This window comes from Streptomyces chryseus (assembly GCF_014650755.1).
In the GTDB taxonomy this organism is placed as follows: Bacteria; Actinomycetota; Actinomycetes; order Streptomycetales; family Streptomycetaceae; genus Streptomyces; species Streptomyces chryseus.
Genome location: NZ_BMVO01000012.1, coordinates 158,960 through 174,977, shown reverse-complemented (window position 1 = coordinate 174,977; position 16,018 = coordinate 158,960). Strand labels below are relative to the sequence as shown.

At 73.9% G+C, this 16,018-nt stretch carries 7 protein-coding genes; 3 read left to right on the top strand and 4 right to left on the bottom strand.

The window, feature by feature from the left end; translation table 11 throughout:
- Positions 1-55 precede the first annotated feature (55 nt).
- The 4 genes from IE185_RS19665 to IE185_RS19650 form a co-directional block, all read right to left on the bottom strand.
- Complete coding sequence (locus IE185_RS19665; protein ID WP_138897846.1) at positions 56-1,456, bottom strand: dipeptidase; 1,401 nt, start codon at positions 1,454-1,456, stop codon at positions 56-58.
- A 10-nt stretch (positions 1,457-1,466) separates the two neighbouring features.
- On the bottom strand, positions 1,467-5,324 hold the full coding sequence (locus IE185_RS19660) for a UvrD-helicase domain-containing protein (RefSeq protein ID WP_189715634.1): 3,858 nt from the start codon (positions 5,322-5,324) through the stop codon (positions 1,467-1,469).
- 68 nt (positions 5,325-5,392) lie between these two features.
- Complete coding sequence (locus IE185_RS19655) at positions 5,393-8,980, bottom strand: UvrD-helicase domain-containing protein (RefSeq protein WP_229843598.1); 3,588 nt, start codon at positions 8,978-8,980, stop codon at positions 5,393-5,395.
- Positions 8,981-9,330: 350 nt separating this feature from the next.
- On the bottom strand, positions 9,331-9,744 hold the full coding sequence (locus IE185_RS19650; protein ID WP_138896153.1) for an MGMT family protein: 414 nt from the start codon (positions 9,742-9,744) through the stop codon (positions 9,331-9,333).
- A gap of 242 nt (positions 9,745-9,986) precedes the next feature.
- Between IE185_RS19650 and IE185_RS19645 the strand changes: the two genes are divergently transcribed.
- The 3 genes from IE185_RS19645 (at position 9,987) to IE185_RS19635 (ending at position 15,985) form a co-directional block, all read left to right on the top strand.
- Positions 9,987-12,581: a lysylphosphatidylglycerol synthase transmembrane domain-containing protein gene (locus IE185_RS19645; RefSeq protein ID WP_138896150.1), complete on the top strand. Its 2,595-nt coding sequence runs from the start codon at positions 9,987-9,989 to the stop codon at positions 12,579-12,581.
- A 124-nt stretch (positions 12,582-12,705) separates the two neighbouring features.
- On the top strand, positions 12,706-14,268 hold the full coding sequence (locus IE185_RS19640) for an alpha/beta hydrolase (RefSeq protein WP_138896149.1): 1,563 nt from the start codon (positions 12,706-12,708) through the stop codon (positions 14,266-14,268).
- A 109-nt stretch (positions 14,269-14,377) separates the two neighbouring features.
- Positions 14,378-15,985 (top strand): alpha/beta hydrolase, encoded by a 1,608-nt coding sequence (locus IE185_RS19635; RefSeq protein WP_189715632.1) that lies wholly within the window; start codon positions 14,378-14,380, stop codon positions 15,983-15,985.
- Positions 15,986-16,018: the final 33 nt, after the last annotated feature.

Sequence of the window (16,018 nt, the reverse complement as noted above, 5' to 3'; positions counted from 1 at the left end):
GAGGTGCTCACAGGTACTTCCAACTCCCCCTGGTGGATTCGGACGGTCTTGAGGTTCAGGAGGCACGCCAGTGCGCCGCGAGGTCGCCCCACAGGTACGCGGTGGTCTCGACCCCCTTGAGGAGCAGGTCGAGCTCGACCTTCTCGTTGGGCGCGTGCCAGCCGTCGGACGGTACGGAGATCCCCAGGAAGAGCACGGGGGCGCCGAGCACGTCCTGGAGGTCGGCGGCGGGCCCCGAGCCTCCCTCGCGCGTGAACAGGATCTTCCGGCCGAAGGCGCGGCCCATGGCCCGTACGACGGACTGCAGGGCGGGGTGGTCGAGCGGCGTCAGGCACGGGCGGGTGGCCGCGCCGAACGTGATCTCGTGGCGGATCCCGGCCGGGACGCGGGAGGCGACCCAGTCGCGTACGGCCGACTCGATCTTGTCCGGGTCCTGCCCGGCGACCAGGCGGAACGACAGCTTCAGGTGTGCGGACGACGGCACGACGGTCTTGCCGCCGGGGCCCTGGTAGCCGCCGCCGATGCCGTTGACCTCGGCGGTCGGGCGGGCCCAGACGCGCTCGAGCGTGGTGTGGCCCGCCTCGCCGAGGGTGGCCCGCGACTTGGCCGTACGCAGCCACTCGGCCTCGTCGAAGGGCAGCTCCGCGAAGAGCTCCCGTTCGCGGTCGGTGAGCTCGACGATGCCGTCGTAGAAACCGGGGACCGTGACCCGCTCGTCCTCGTCGTGCAGGGCCGCGACCAGGCGTGCGGCGACGGTGGCCGGGTTGGGGACGGCACCGCCGAAGGATCCCGAGTGGATGTCCTGGTCGGGGCCGTACAGCTCGATCTCGCAGTCGGCCACGCCGCGCATGCCGGTGCAGACGGTCGGGGTGTCCTCGGACCACATGCCGGTGTCGGAGACGATCACGGCGTCGGCGGTCAGGCGCGGTGCGCGCTCCTCGACGAGCGCGCGGAAGTGCGGGGAGCCGGACTCCTCCTCGCCCTCGACGAGCAGCTTGAGGTTGACGGCGGGGGCGGTGCGGCCGGTGGCGGCGAGGTGGGCGCGCACGCCGAGGGTGTGGAAGAAGACCTGGCCCTTGTCGTCGGCGGCGCCGCGGGCGTAGAGCCGGCCGTCGACGATCTCCGGCTCGAACGGGTCGGTGTGCCAGCCGTCCTCGCGGGCGGCGGGCTGTACGTCGTGGTGCCCGTAGACCAGCACGGTGGGGGCCGTCGGGTCGCCGCTGGGCCACTCGGCGAAGACCGCCGGGGCGCCCGCTGTCGGCCAGATCTCGACGACCGGGAAGCCGGTCTCCCGGAGCTTCGCGGACAGCCATTCGGCGCTGCGCCGGACGTCGGTGGCACGGTCCGGCCGCGCCGACACGGACGGGATGCGCAGCCACTCGGCGAGGTCGCCGAGGAAGGCCGCACGGTGCGTGTCTATGTACGTGCGGACGACGCTGTCCGGGGTGTCGCTCATGGCCCCGAGCCTATCCGGCCCTCGGACCGGGCTCGTCCAGCAGGATCCGTTCCAGCTCGGCACGGCCGGGGAGACGGGCGGGACGTGCGATCTCACCCGTGCGGACGTAGAGGAAGGCGGCGCCCACCGATTCGAGGGGAAGGTCGTACTGCTCCGCCCAGGCGAGCCGGTAGACGGCGAGCTGGAGGGGGTCGGCGGCGCGGGTGCGGCTGGTCTTCCAGTCGACGATCTCGTACGCGCCGGTCTCCTCGTCGCGGTACACGGCGTCTATGCGGCCACGGACGACCCGGCCCGCGAGGGTGAGGTGGAAGGGCGCCTCGACGCGGTACGGGGTGCGGCGCGCGTACGGCGTGCGCTCGAACGCCTCCTTGAGCGCGGCCAGGTCGCGCTCGTCCGCGATCTCGATCTCGGTCTCGTCACCGCCGGGCAGCTCGTCCGGGCCGAGCATGGGCAGCGGCAGCTCCTCGAAGCGGGACTCCACCCACGCGTGGAACCGCGTCCCGCGCCGGGCGGCGGGCTGGGGCGGGCGCGGCATGGGGCGGGCGAGCTCCTGGGCGAAGCCGTCGGGGTCGGCGGCGAGCCGCAGGAGCTGGGAGGCGGTGAGGGAGGGCGGTACGGGAACGTCGCGGGTGGTGGCCCGGGCCCGGCGGAGCTCACCGGCGAGGGCGTCGAGATCCCGGTCCCAGGAGGCGACCGCGCGTGCCTCTTCGGGGGTGAGAGGGGCCTGCGGGGGGCTCTCCCGGAAGGGAGAGGCGGGCCCTCCGGTGTGTGCCGCGCCGCGGACACCGGAGGGCGGGGCGCCGGTCGGCCCCGCCGACGGCGTGCCGGGGGGGTCGGTGGGGTGGGGGCGGGCGGGCGCGGCGTCGTGGTGCGGCGGGGACGGCGCGACCCTCGCGTACTCGCCGCCGAGCGTTTCCGCGCGCGAGTGCGTCCGGGCGGCGGGGACGGCGCCGGGAGGGAGGGAGGACCGCGACCAGGTTTCGCGGTCGGCAGGGTTCACGTCGTCGTCGGCCGTGCCGGTCGCGGGCTCGGCGCGGGCGTGGGCCTCCTCGGCCTCGTCGCTGCGGCTCGTCGCGGTGGCGTGGTCCGACGCGACACGGGCGTCGGCCGGCCCGTCCTCCGTGTCCGCTGCGGCCCCGGCTGCCGCATCGGCATCGGGCTGCGGGTGGTCCTTCACCTCGGCCGGCGCACCGGCGGCGGCCGGCGCGGGGTCGGGGGTCCGCGTCGGGCGTTCGGTGAGCAGGGTGTCCCAGTCGGCCGGCTCCGCGGCGTACTCCGGCGCGAAGCCGTCCTCGAACTCCGGCTCCACGGGCTCGTCGAAGGCGGCCGGGGGCTCCGCCGCTGCCCCCGGGGCGTCGTCCGCCGCCGCCGCCAGGCTCCGCAGGTGTTCCATGACCGTCTCCGCCGCCCGGCGGCGGCGGGCCAGCGACGTCGGGTCCAGCGGCAGCGGCCAGGCCCGGTCCGCCGCCGACTCGCTCAGGGCCGGGTTCTCCTCACCCTCCGCCGGCTCGTCCGCCCACGCCTCGATCTCGCCGAATCCGGCCGCGCAGTGGTCGTACAGCGCCCGCAGGAAGCCGGAGGGGCCGCGCGGCTTCTTCTGCGTCGGGCCCCACCAGTGGCCCGAGCCGAGCAGCAGCGAACGCGGGCGCGTGAAGGTGACGTACCCGAGGCGCAGCTCCTCCGTGTGCTGGTGGGCCTTCATCGCGTCCTTGAAGGACTTGAGGCCCTTCGCGTCCCAGTCGACGACGTCGGGGAGCGTCTTCGCGTCGCCGCGCAGCGCGTGCGGGAGGACCTTCGCCTGGGACGTCCACGCGTCGCGGGACTGCTCGCTCGGGAAGTGGCCCGTGACCAGGCCCGGCACCGCGACGACGTCCCACTCCAGGCCCTTGGACTTGTGGGCGGTGAGGACCTTGACCGTGTTCTCGCCGCCGGGCAGGGCGTTGTCCAGGCCCTTCTCGTACTGGACGGCGGTCCGCAGGAAGCCGAGGAAGGCCAGCAGGTTCGCCTCGCCGTCGAGCGCCGCGAACCCAGCCGCGGTGTCCAGGAAGTTGCTCAGCGTCTCGCGGCGGCGGGCGGCCAGGGCGTGCGGGGACGCGGACAGTTCCACTTCGAGGCCGGTCGTGGCGAGCACCCGGTGCAGTACGTCCATGAGCGGGTCCGCGAGCGAACGCCGCAGGTCGCGCAGCTCGGCCGCCAGGCGGGCGAAACGGACCCGGGCGTCGGCGGAGAAGGGCAGGCCGTCGTCCGGACCGCCGCCCGACTCCAGGAACGTGTCGAGCGCGTCCGCGAGGGAGACGACCTCCGCCGGGTCCACCCCCTCGACCGCCTCCGCCAGCCTCCCGTCGGGGTCGGCGTCCGCGTCAGCACCCGGCGCCCGGTGCACGAGCAGGCGCGCCCGGCGCCCGAGCAGCGCCAGGTCGCGCGGGCCGATGCGCCAGCGCGGGCCGGTGAGGACGCGTACGAGCGAGGCATTGGCGCCCGGATCCTGGAGCACCTCGCACACCGCGACGAGGTCCGCGACCTCCGGGAGGTGGAGCAGCCCGGAGAGGCCGACCACCTCGACGGGGACGTCGCGGGCCACGAGCGCGCCCTGGATCTGAGCGAAGTCGCCCGCCGTACGGCACAGGACGGCGATCTCGCCCGGCTCCTTCCCCGTACGGACGAGGTGGGCTATCGAGTCGGCCAGCCATGCGATCTCGTCCGCGTGGGTGGGGAGCAGGGCGCAGCGGACGGAGCCGTCGCGCTCCGCACCCGGGGCCGGACGCAGGGCCTCCACGCCCTCGTGCATGGCGCGCAGGGGGACGGCGAGGCCGTTGGCGAGGTCGAGGAGGCGGCCGCCGCTGCGGCGGTTCTCGCTGAGCGAGAAGCGGGCGGCGGGGCTCCCGTCGGCGTACGGGAAGTGCGCGGGGAAGTCGTCGAGGTTGGCCACGGACGCGCCACGCCAGCCGTAGATCGCCTGGCAGGGGTCGCCGACCGCCGTCACCGCGTGCCCGGTGCCGCCGCCGAACAGCCCCGAGAGGAGCAGGCGCTGGGCGACGGACGTGTCCTGGTACTCGTCGAGCAGGACCACCCGGAACTCGTCGCGCAGGATCCGGCCGGCTTCCTCGCTGGTGAGCGCCAGCTCCGCGGAGAGCGCGATCTGGTCGCCGAAGTCGAGGAGGTCGCGGCTGCGCTTGGCCTCGCGGTAGCGGGCGGTGAGGTCGAGCAGTTCGAGACGGGCGGCGGCTGCCTCGGGGACCTTGCGCAGGTCGGCGTTGGAGAGCTTGACGGACGCCAGGGTGTTCAGCAGCCCGGTGTCGTACGCGGCGAGCCGGCCCGGCTTCACAAGGTGCTCGGCCAGCTCGGCGTCCAGCGCCAGCAGGTCGCTGACCAGCGCCGGGAACGACTTCGTGAGCGCCGGGTACGGTCCGGGCGCCTCCCGCAGGACCCGCGCGGCGAGCTGGTAGCGGGTCGCGTCGGCGAGGAGGCGGGCCGTCGGTTCGAGGCCGATGCGCAGGCCGTGCTCGGCGAGGAGCTGCCCGGCGAACGCGTGGTACGTCGAGATGCGGGGCTCGCCGGGAGGGTTGTCGGGGTCGATGACGTCGGGGTCGGTCACCCCGGCCCGCATCAGCGCCTTTCGCACGCGCTCGGCGAGCTCACCGGCCGCCTTGTTGGTGAAGGTGAGCCCCAGCACCTGCTCGGGCGCGACCTGCCCCGTGCCGACGAGCCACACCACGCGCGCGGCCATGACGGTCGTCTTGCCCGAACCGGCTCCGGCCACGATGACCTGCGGAGCGGGCGGTGCGACGATGCACGCCATCTGCTCCGGGGTGAACGGGATGCCGAGGAGCTCTTTGAGCTCTTCGGGGTCGGTGATTCGGGCTGACACCCCAGAGAGGCTATCCGCCCCCACTGACAACGACGGACCGTGAGCGGGGCGCTACGCGGGCGCCGGTGCTACTCGACGACGTGGCGGCCCTCGGGCTGCGCGCTGCACGAGGCGCGGAACGCGCAGTGCGTGCAGTGCTGGCCGGTCGCCGGGCCGAAGCGCTCGTCGAGTACGCGCCCGGCGGCGGTGGCGAGGAGGTCGCCGACCCACTCCCCCGCGAGGGGCTCCTGTGCCTGGATCCTGGGGAGCGCGTCCCCGCCGTCCTTCTTCGCGGCCGCCTGGCGCAGTTGTACGAGTTCGGCTCCGCCCGGCTCGGGGCGCGTTTCCGCGAACGCCTCGTCCACGGCTCCTTCCCGTACGGCGAGCTGGTAGACCGCGAGCTGCGGGTGGCGGGCCACCTCCTCGCGCGTGGGGGCCGCCTTGCCCGTCTTGAAGTCGACGACGTACGCGCGTCCCTCGGCGTCCGTCTCCACGCGGTCCATGGAACCGCGGATGCGGACCTCGTACGCGCCGCCCGCCTCCAGGGTCACGTCGAAGTCGTGCTCGGTGGCGACCGGGGTGCGGCCGCCACGGTCCATGACGTGCCACTGGAGGAAGCGTTCGAGCGCCACGCGCGCGTGCTCCTTCTCCTGCTGCGACTTCCAGGGGGCGTCGAAGGCGAGGGCGTCCCAGACGGAGTCGAGGCGTTCCATGAGTACGGCGAGGTCGGCGGGCGTACGGCCGGAGGCGACCTCGTCGGCCAGGACGTGCACGACGTTGCCGAAGCCCTGGGCCGCGGTCGCGGGAGCGTCCGCCTTCACCTCGCGTCCCAGGAACCACTGGAGGGAGCACGTGTTCGCGAGCTGGTCCAGAGCGCTTCCCGAGAGCGCCACGGGCTGGTCGCGGTCGCGCAGCGGGACGACGCTGTGCGTCGGGTCGTACAGGCCCCACCAGCGGTACGGGTGCGCCGAGGGCACCAGCGGCTGGCCGTCCTCGTCCGCGAGCGCCGCCAGCCTGGCCAGCCGGCGGGCGGCGGCGTCCCGCAGGGCGGGCGTCGCCTCGGGGTCGACCGTGGTGGCGCGCAGTTCGGCCACCAGGGCCGCTACGGCGAGGGGGCGGCGGGGCCGGCCCGTGACGTCCTTCGGTTCGACGCCGAGTTCGGTGAGGAAGCGGGAAGGCTGGTCGCCGTCGTCGGCGGGGGCCTTGACGGCGGTGACGACGAGGCGGTCGCGGGCGCGGGTGGCGGCGACGTAGAAGAGGCGGCGTTCCTCGGCGAGGAGGGCGCCCGGGGTGAGGGGCTCCGCGAGGCCGTCGCGGCCGATCCGGTCCGCTTCGAGCAGGGAACCCCGGCGGCGCAGGTCCGGCCACAGGCCCTCCTGTACGCCCGCCACGACGACCAGGCGCCACTCCAGCCCCTTCGACCGGTGGGCGGTCATCAGGCGTACGGCGTCGGGGCGTGCGGCGCGCTTGCTGAGGGTGTCGGCGGCGATGTCCTGGGCGTCGAGCTCCTCCAGGAAGTTGAGGGCGCCGCGGCCGCCGGAGCGTTCCTCGGCGCGGGCCGCCGTGTCGAAGAGCGCGCAGACGGCGTCGAGGTCGCGGTCGGCGTTGCGGCCGGCCGCGCCGCCGCGCAGGGCGGCGCGTTCGAGGCGCCCCGGCCAGGAGGTGCCGTTCCACAGCTCCCAGAGCGCCTCTTCGGCGGTGCCGCCGGCTTCCAGGAGGGTGCGGGCCCTGCGCAGGAGCGCGCCGAGACGCTGGGCACCGCGCGCGTACGCCGGGTCGTGGGCGGCCAGGCGCTCGGGTTCGGCGACGGCGCGGGCGAGCAGTTCGTCGGAGGGCGGCGGGAGCCGGTTCCCGGCGGCGCGCTCCTCGTCGCGCAGGGCGCGGCCCAGACGGCGGAGGTCGGCGGTGTCCATCCCGGCGAGCGGCGAGGCGAGCAGCTCGGCGGCGACCTCGGTGCTGAGCCACGTGGTGACCGCCGGGGTGCGGCTTCCAGCGGCTTGGCCACCGGCCTCGGGCTGGACCCCGGGCTCGGACTGGACCCCGGCGTCGGTCCCGGGCTCGATCGCGGAGCCGGACTCGGCCTCGGAGCCGAACTCGGTGTCGGTCTCGGAGCCGGACTCGGCCTCGATCTCGGTCGCTGACTCGGATTCGGACTCGGCCCCGGAGCCGGTCTCGATCTCGGAGCCGGAGCCGGTCCCGGTCTCGCCCTCGGCCTCGGCCCCGGACGCGCCCCCGGAGCCGTCCAGTTCACTGCCCTCGGCCCCGGGCAGGGTCCCGGGCGGGGCCGGCGCGTCGGCCTCGCGGGGGCCGGCTGCCGCGGGGTCCGCTTCGTCGGTGAGGCGCTCCGGTGCCGTGAGCGCCGCCTCGGCCACTGCCCGCAGGGCCGTCAGCAGAGGGGTCACGGCCGGCTCGTGGCGCAGGGCCAGGTCGTCGCCGTCGATCTCCAGCGGGACGCCCGCAGAGGTCAGGGCGCGTCGTACGGCGGGGATCGTACGACCGCCGGCCCGCACCAGGACCGCCATCTCGCTCCACGGCACGCCCTCCTCCAGGTGGGCACGGCGCAGGATGTCCGCGATGTTGTCGAGCTCGGTGCCCGCCGTCGGGTACGTGTAGACCTCCGTGCGGCCCCCCTCGCGGACCGGAGCGAGGTCCCTGTGCGCCCGTACCTTCTCGGCCGGCAGGCGCGTCAGGGGCATCCGGCGGGTGAGCAGACGAGTGGCCGCCAGGAGACCGGCGCCCGAGCGGCGGGAGGTCGTCAGCACCTCCACCGGGGAAGGGTTTCCGTTCGTTCCCCGGAACGTGTCGGGAAAGTCGAGGATGCCGCCGACGTCCGCTCCCCGGAACGCGTAGATCGACTGGTCCGGGTCGCCGAAAGCCACCAGGGTGCGGCCCGACCCGGCCAGCGCTCGCAGGAGGCGTACCTGCGCGGGGTCGGTGTCCTGGTACTCGTCCACGAAGACGGCGTCGTACCGCGCGCTGAGCCGGCCGGTCAGTTCCGCCCGCTCGGCGAGCAGCACCGCGCGGTGGACCAGCTCGGCGTAGTCGAGGACGCCCTGCATGTCGAGTACGTCCAGGTACTCGGCGAGGAAGGCCGCCGCGGCCTTCCAGTCGGGCCGTCCGGTGCGCGCCGCGAAGGCCCCCAGGGAGTCGGGGCCGAGCCCCAGCTCGCGGCTGCGCGCCAGTACCGCGCGGACCTCGTCGGCGAAGCCGCGCGTCGTGAGGCAGGCCCGCAGCTCGTCCGGCCAGTGGACGGGGGCGGTCCGGCCGTCCCGCTCCAGCTCGACGTGGCCCGCCAGCAGCTCGCGTACGACGACGTCCTGCTCGGGGCCGGAGAGCAGCCGCAGGGGCTCGCTGAAGAGGTCGCTGTCCTGGTGCGCGCGGACCAGGGCGTAGCAGAACGAGTGGAAGGTGGTCGCCTGCGGCCCGTACGCGCCGCCGAGGCGCAGCGCCATCCGGTCGCGCAGTTCCACCGCCGCCTTGCGGCTGAAGGTGAGCACCAGGACGCGCTCCGGGTCGGCTCCCTTGGCGATGCGCGCGGCGACCGCCTCCACCAGCGTCGTGGTCTTGCCGGTGCCCGGTCCGGCGAGGACCAGCAGCGGTCCGCCGGCATGGTCAACCGCGGCACGCTGTCGTGCGTCCAGAAGGGGGGGGTCCACCGGGCCCGGCCTGGTACGCACCAGCCGGTACGCGCCCGGAGTCCGCTGCCGCGCCTGGAGGTGCGGCGGATGCCAGGCGGAGCCCGCGGTACCGGAGGCACCTGCGGTACCTGGGGTACCCGGGGGAAGGGAGGAGCTCACGTGGATCGCCGGTCCTGGTGGGTGTACGGGGTGACGTGCCGTCCCGCGCGTGGCGCGGTGCCCGCGGGACGGACGGTGGGCGTGTGCCGCGTTCCGACGACGCTACGCCAGTCGGCGCCCGGGACGCAGCGAGTCCGCCTCCCGTCCCGCCCGGTGCCTCTTCCGGAGGCCCGCCCCGCGCCCTGTCCCGTAACGGATTCACCCGTAGCGGCTCCGAATGCAGGAAGCTGTCAGGTGTGAGTCGTGTGAGGTTGTGCACTTCCGCCGGAGTGAGCCGTTCCGCCGGAGTCGGCCGTTCCGCCGTCCCACCGCGCCCGCTTCATGTCCAGCCGCGGTACGTGGGTCCCGGACTGCCGGGAGGCTGTCCGCAGCGGCGTTCCCTCCGCGCGGTAGTGCCCCAGGGCCCGCGGTTCGTGTCCGGGCAGCAGTACGCCGTCGGAACGCACCACCCGCCACCAGGGCGCGGCACCGCCGTAGAGCGCCATGACCCGCCCCACCTGGCGCGGGCCGCCCTCCTCCAGCCACTCGGCGACGTCCCCGTACGTCATCACACGGCCGGGTGGAATCATCTCCGCGACCTCCAGCACGCGTTCGGCGTACTCGGGGAGTTCGGGGGCTTCCGGCTCGTCGCTCATCCGGTCCATCCTGCACCACGGCACCGACAGCGGACGCTGCTCCATGGGGCGTACTCAAATCACCGCACGCCCCCGCAATGCACCCTGATGCCCCCCTCTGTCATCCGGTCATGCCACCATCATCCGGGCGGTGACAGGTGATACGAGATCAAGAAGAAGCGACGAAGGAGCAGGGCGTGCAGCCTCCCCCGGTGGCGAGCACCCCTGGCGCACCGTCGCACCCTGACGCTCCCGAAAGGCCCACCGAGACCATGGACAACGGGCCCGAAGGCAACCACATCGACCGCGTCTCCGGCGACGAGCCGCTGCTCTCCGCCCGCGTGCACCGCCCCTCCGACCTGGTACGACTGCTCGCCGGCGTGCTCGGCATCATCTGCGTGCTCGCCATCGCGGCCTTCGCGCACGGCACCGCGTCCGGGCTCGAGGAGGACATCAGCAAGGGCACGGGCCAGACCCCGGACGTCTTCATCAAACTGGCCGGTCTGATCTCCAGCATCGCCGTGCTGATCCTCCCGGTCGCCTTCGCGATCGAGCGGCTCGTCAAGCGCGACGGACTGCGGATCGCGGACGGCGTGCTCGCGGCCGTGCTCGCGCACGGTGTGGCACTCGCCACCGACCTATGGGTGTCCGACAGCGCTCCCGCGACGATCAGGGAAGCGCTCACCCAGGCGACGGCGAGTGGGGAACTCACCGATCCCGTGCACGGTTACCTCGCCCCCGTCATCGCCTACATGACGGCGGTGGGCATGGCCCGCAGGCCGCGCTGGCGCGTGGCGCTGTGGGCGGTGCTGCTGCTCAACTCGTTCGCGGTGCTGGTCGGCCGCCAGACCACACCGTTCTCGATCATCGTGACCGTGCTGATCGGCTGGACGGTCGCGTACGGGACGCTCTACGCCGTCGGATCACCGAACGTACGGCCCACCGGGCAGACGCTCCTCGCGGGCCTGCGGCACGTCGGCTTCCGCCCGGTGACCGCCATGCGCGCCGAGGACGTGCCCGACTCGGCGGAGCAGGGCGACCGCGGCCGCCGCTATCTCGTCACCCTGGAGGACGGGCCGCCGCTCGACGTCACCGTCGTCGACCGTGAGCAGCAGGCGCAGGGGTTCTTCTACCGCGTGTGGCGCCAGGTGACGCTGCGCGGCATCACCCAGCGCCGCTCGATCCAGTCGCTGCGCCAGGCCCTGGAGCAGGAGGCGCTGCTCGCGTACGCCGCCATCGCCGCCGGGGCCAACGCGCCGAAGCTGATCGCCACGTCCGAGCTCGGCCCGGACGCCGTGATGCTGGTGTACCAGCACCTGGGCGGCCGCTCGCTGGACTCGCTGCCCGACGAGGAGATCACCGACGAGCTGCTGCGCGGGGCCTGGCGGCAGGTCAAGGCCCTCCAGTCGCGCCGTATCGCCCACCGCAGACTGGTCGGCGACGCGATCCTGGTGGATCGTTCCGGCAGGGTGATCCTGACCGATCTGCGCGGTGGTGAGATCGCCGCGGGCGATGTCGTCCTGCGGATGGATGTCGCCCAGCTCCTGACCACGCTCGGGCTGCGCGCCGGCGCCGAGCGGGCGGTGGCCGCCGCCGTGGAGGTCCTGGGCCCCGACGCGGTCGCCGACAGCCTGCCGCTGCTCCAGCCGATCGCGCTGAGCCGCTCCACGCGCGCGACGCTGCGCAGGCTGGCGCGCGAGCGGTCGCAGCGGGAGCGCGAAGCGGTGATCGAGGCCTCGCACGCCGCCAAGGCCGAGCGGGGCGCCGACGAGCCGGTGCCGTCCGCCGGGCGCAAGGACGTACGGGCGGAGAAGAAGGCCGAGAAGGACGCCATAGAGGAGGCGTTGGAGCAGGCGCGGGAAGAGGACCTGCTGTCGCAGATCCGCCATCAGGTGCTGCTCATCCGCCCGCAGGCGCTCGTCGAGCCGGCCCGCCTCGAACGCATCAGGCCGCGCACCCTTGTCAGCATCATCGCGGGCGCGTTCGTCGCGTACTTCCTGATCTCCACGCTGATGGCCAACGACGTCAGCGACGCGATCGCGACGGCGGACTGGCGGTGGGCCGCGGTGGCCGTGCTGTTCTCCGTGCTGAGCTATCCGGCCGCTGCGATGAGCCTGCTGGGCTTCGTACCCGAGAAGGTGCCCTTCTGGCGCACCGTCGGGGCGCAGGTGGCCGGCTCCTTCGTGAAGCTGGTCGCGCCCGCGGCCATCGGCGGCGTGGCGCTCAACACGCGCTTCCTCCAGCGCGCCGGGGTACGCCCCGGGCTCGCGGTGGCGAGTGTCGGCGCGTCGCAGCTCTTCGGTCTCGCCAGCCACATCTCGCTGCTGATGGTCTTCGGCTACGTGACGGGCACCCAGCACACCCCCACGCTCTCGCCGTCCAGGACGGTGATCGCCGGGCTGCTGACGGCGGCCGTGCTGGCGCTGGTGGTGACAGCCGTACCGTTCCTGCGCAGGTTCGTGGTCACCCGGGTGCGTTCGCTGTTCGCGGGTGTGGTGCCGCGCATGCTCGACGTACTCCAGCGGCCGCAGAAGCTGGTCACGGGCATCGGCGGGATGCTGCTGCTGACGGCGGCCTTCGTGATGTGCCTGGACGCCTCGGTCCGCGCCTTCGACAGCGACGTCCAGCTCAGTTACGCCACCATCGCCGTCGTCTTCCTGACCGCCAACGCCCTGGGTTCCGCCGTGCCGACGCCCGGCGGTGTCGGCGCGGTCGAGGGCGCGCTCATCGCGGCCCTGACGCTCGCGGGGCTCGGGGGCGGGGTCGCGACGTCGGCCGTGCTGCTGTACCGGCTGCTGACGTTCTGGCTGCCGGTGCTGCCGGGCTGGCTGTTCTTCAACCACCTGACCCGCAAGGGCCAGCTCTAGGGACGGCGGCGCTCACGTACGCCGCCCGAGCCCGCGCGTACCTACGCCGCACGCGCGCGTGCGGGCGCCGTCCGAATGGCGCTCCCGGGGCGCACGCTCCCGCACCCCGTCGCACGATGGACGCATGCCGACTTCCGCCGCCCTGCGTGCCACGGCCGTCCTCGCCGCCACCGCTGTTCTCGTGTCCCTCGCCGGCTGTTCCGACGACGGTGACCAGGGGAAGGACACAAGCGGCGAGACCGGTCTCGCGACCCAGCGGCTGGACTGGACGGACTGCCCCGCCCCGTCGGCGGCGGAGGGCGGCGGCACCTCCCCCTCGCCCCTGCCCGGCGGCGGCACCTGGCAGTGCGCCTTCATGGACGTCCCGCGCGACTACGCCAAGCCCGACGGCGACACGATCGAGCTGGCGCTGATCCGCGCGAAGGCCCGCGACCCGCGGAACCGCATCGGCTCCCTCGTCTTCAACTTCGGCGGCCCCGGCGGCTCGGGCGTGACCGGCCTGCCCTCCTTGGCGGCGGACTACGAGCGGCTGCGTTCCCGCTACGACCTGGTCAGCTTCGACCCGCGCGGCGTCGGCCGCAGCGTGGGCGTCCAGTGCCAGGACGACAAGGAGCTCGACGAGTACTACGCCCAGGACAGCACCCCGGACGACGCCGCCGAGGAGAAGACGTTCACCGAGGGCCTGGCGACGTACGCCGCCGCCTGCGAGGAGAACTCGGGCGAGGACCTCCCATACGTCGGCACCACCAACGCCGCCCGTGACCTGGACCGCGTGCGCCAGGCCCTCGGCGACGACAAGCTGCACTACTTCGGCATCTCGTACGGCACCGAACTGGGCGGCGTCTACGCCCACTTGTTCCCGGAGAAGGTCGGCAGGGCGGTCTTCGACGCCGTGGTCGACCCCACCCAGAACTCCGAACAGGGGTCGCTCGGCCAGACCAAGGGCTTCCAGCTCGCCCTGGACAACTTCGCCAAGGACTGCGTCGAGCGCGGGGACGAGTGCACGCTGCCCGGCAACAGCGTGAAGGAGATCGAGGACTTCGTCATCGGCCTGCTCAAGCGGCTCGACGAGAAGCCCGTCAAGGGCATCGGTGACCGCAAGCTGACCCAGACGCACGCCACCAACGGCATCGTCCAGACGCTCTACTCCAAGGAGTACTGGCAGTACCTGGAGCAGGGCCTCAACGACGCGGACGGCGGCAACGGCGAGCTGCTGCTGACTCTCTCCGACTCCCTGAACGGCCGGAACCCCGACGGTACGTACAGCAACATCGGCGCCGCGAACGCCGCCATCAACTGCGTGGACGACAAGGCGCGTTTCGACCTGGAAGAGACCACGGCGCGGCTCCCCCGGTTCCGCGAGGCGTCGCCCGTATTCGGCGATTTCATGGGCTGGGGGCTGCTGGGCTGCTCCGCCTGGCCGGTGGAGGGCCAGGCGGAGACCCCCGATGTGAGCGCGCCGGGCTCGGCGCCCATCCTCGTCATCGGGACCACCGGCGATCCGGCGACGCCCTACGCGGGCGCCAAGAAGATGGCCGACGAGCTCGGCAAGGGCGTCGGCGTCGAGCTGACGTACAAGGGCGAGGGCCACGGGGCGTACAACGGCGGCGACGCGTGTGTGCAGCGGGCGGTGGACGCGTACCTGCTGAGGGGCGAGGTGCCGGCCGACGGGACGGTGTGTCCGTAGGCGTGCGGACGGGAACTTCCGTGGGACCTGGACTGTCAGTGGGGCCGCCTAGGATGGCGAATCTGCTGTCGAATCTGTTCTCCAGTCCTGGGATCCGGTGGGGGCCACCATGGCGCATCTCGTACGGGCGGCCGCCCTGGCAGCCGCCGCGCTCCTCCTGGCGGGCACGGCCACCGGATGTGGCAGCGGCGGCTCCGCCGGCGCGGCCGATCCCACCCCCACGCCTGCGGCCCCACGCCCCACGTCGGCCGCTCCCACCGCCCGGGCCACCGGCGACGAGGCCGACGAGCGCCTGCCCGCTCCGCCCGCCCGGCTCACCGGCCAGCGGCTCGACTGGAAGCCGTGCTCCGCACCTCGCGGGGCCGGCAGCGGCGCCCGGCCGCCCGGCGGCGCGTGGCGGTGCGCGACCCTCACCGCGCCCCTGGACCACCGCGCGCCGGACGGGGCGACGATCGGCATCGCGCTGATCCGCTCGAAGGCCACCGACAGCGACCGGCGCCTCGGCTCCCTCCTGTTCAACTTCGGCGGGCCCGGCGGCTCGGGGGTGGCGGACATGCCCGGCCACGCGCCGAGCTTCACCCCCCTGCACACCCGCTACGACCTGGTCGGCTTCGACCCGCGCGGCGTGGCCGCGAGTTCCGCCGTCGTCTGCCGGGACGACCGGCAGACCGAGGCGTCGTTCCGGCTGGACTCCACCCCCGACACACCGGCCGAGGAGCGGGCCTACCTCGACGACTCGGCCGCGTTCGGGGCGGGCTGCGCCGAGCGCTCCGGAAAGGTCCTGCCGTACGTCGGAACGAGCAACGCCGCCCGCGACATGGACCTCATCCGCCAGGTCCTCGGTGACAGGAAGCTGAACTACTTCGGCTTCTCCTACGGCACGGAGCTGGGCGGCACGTACGCCCACCTCTTCCCGGGCCGCGTCGGGCGCATGGTGCTGGACGCGGTCGTCGACCCGTCCGCCGACTTCGTCCGCCACTCGCGCAACCAGGCCCTGGGCTTCCAGCGCGCCCTGGACAGCTACTTCCGCAGCACCGGCACCAGCGCAGGGGCCGGCACCGAGCGCGTGGTGCGCCTGCTCGACCGGCTCGACGAGAGACCGCTGCCGGCCGCCGCGGGCCGTCCGCTCACGCAGAGCCTCGCCCTCACCGGCATCATGTCCCAGCTCTACAGCGAGGACAGCCGGCCGACGCTCACCCGCGCCCTGCGCGAGGCGGAGAACGGCGACGGCAGGACCCTGCTGCGGCTCGCCGACGCGTACAACAACCGTGACACGGCCGGGCGGTACGGCACGGACCAGCACGCCCAGCGCGCCATTCACTGCGCCGACGCCAAGGGCCGGGTGAGCGGCGCCGAGGTCCGGGCGACCCACCTCGCGGACTTCCGGAAGGTCTCCCCCGTCTTCGGCCCCTACCTGGCGTGGGACCTGGCCGGCTGGTGCGCCTCATGGCCGGTCGTGGGCGAGCACGTGACCCCCGAGGTCGGCGCGCCGGGCGCGCCCCCGCTGCTGGTGATCGGCGGCAAGGGCGACGCGGCCACCCCGTACGAGGGTTCACTGCGGATGGTCGAGGAGCTGGGCGACGGCGTGGGCGTGCAGCTCACGTACGAGGGCGAGGGCCACGGCGCGTACCTGACGGGCAACCGCTGCATAGGGCGCGCCGTGGACGCCTACTTCCTGAACGGCAGGGTCCCGGCGAACGACACCACCTGCTCGTAGCGCGAACGGACCGCGCTCCGGCGTGTACGCGGC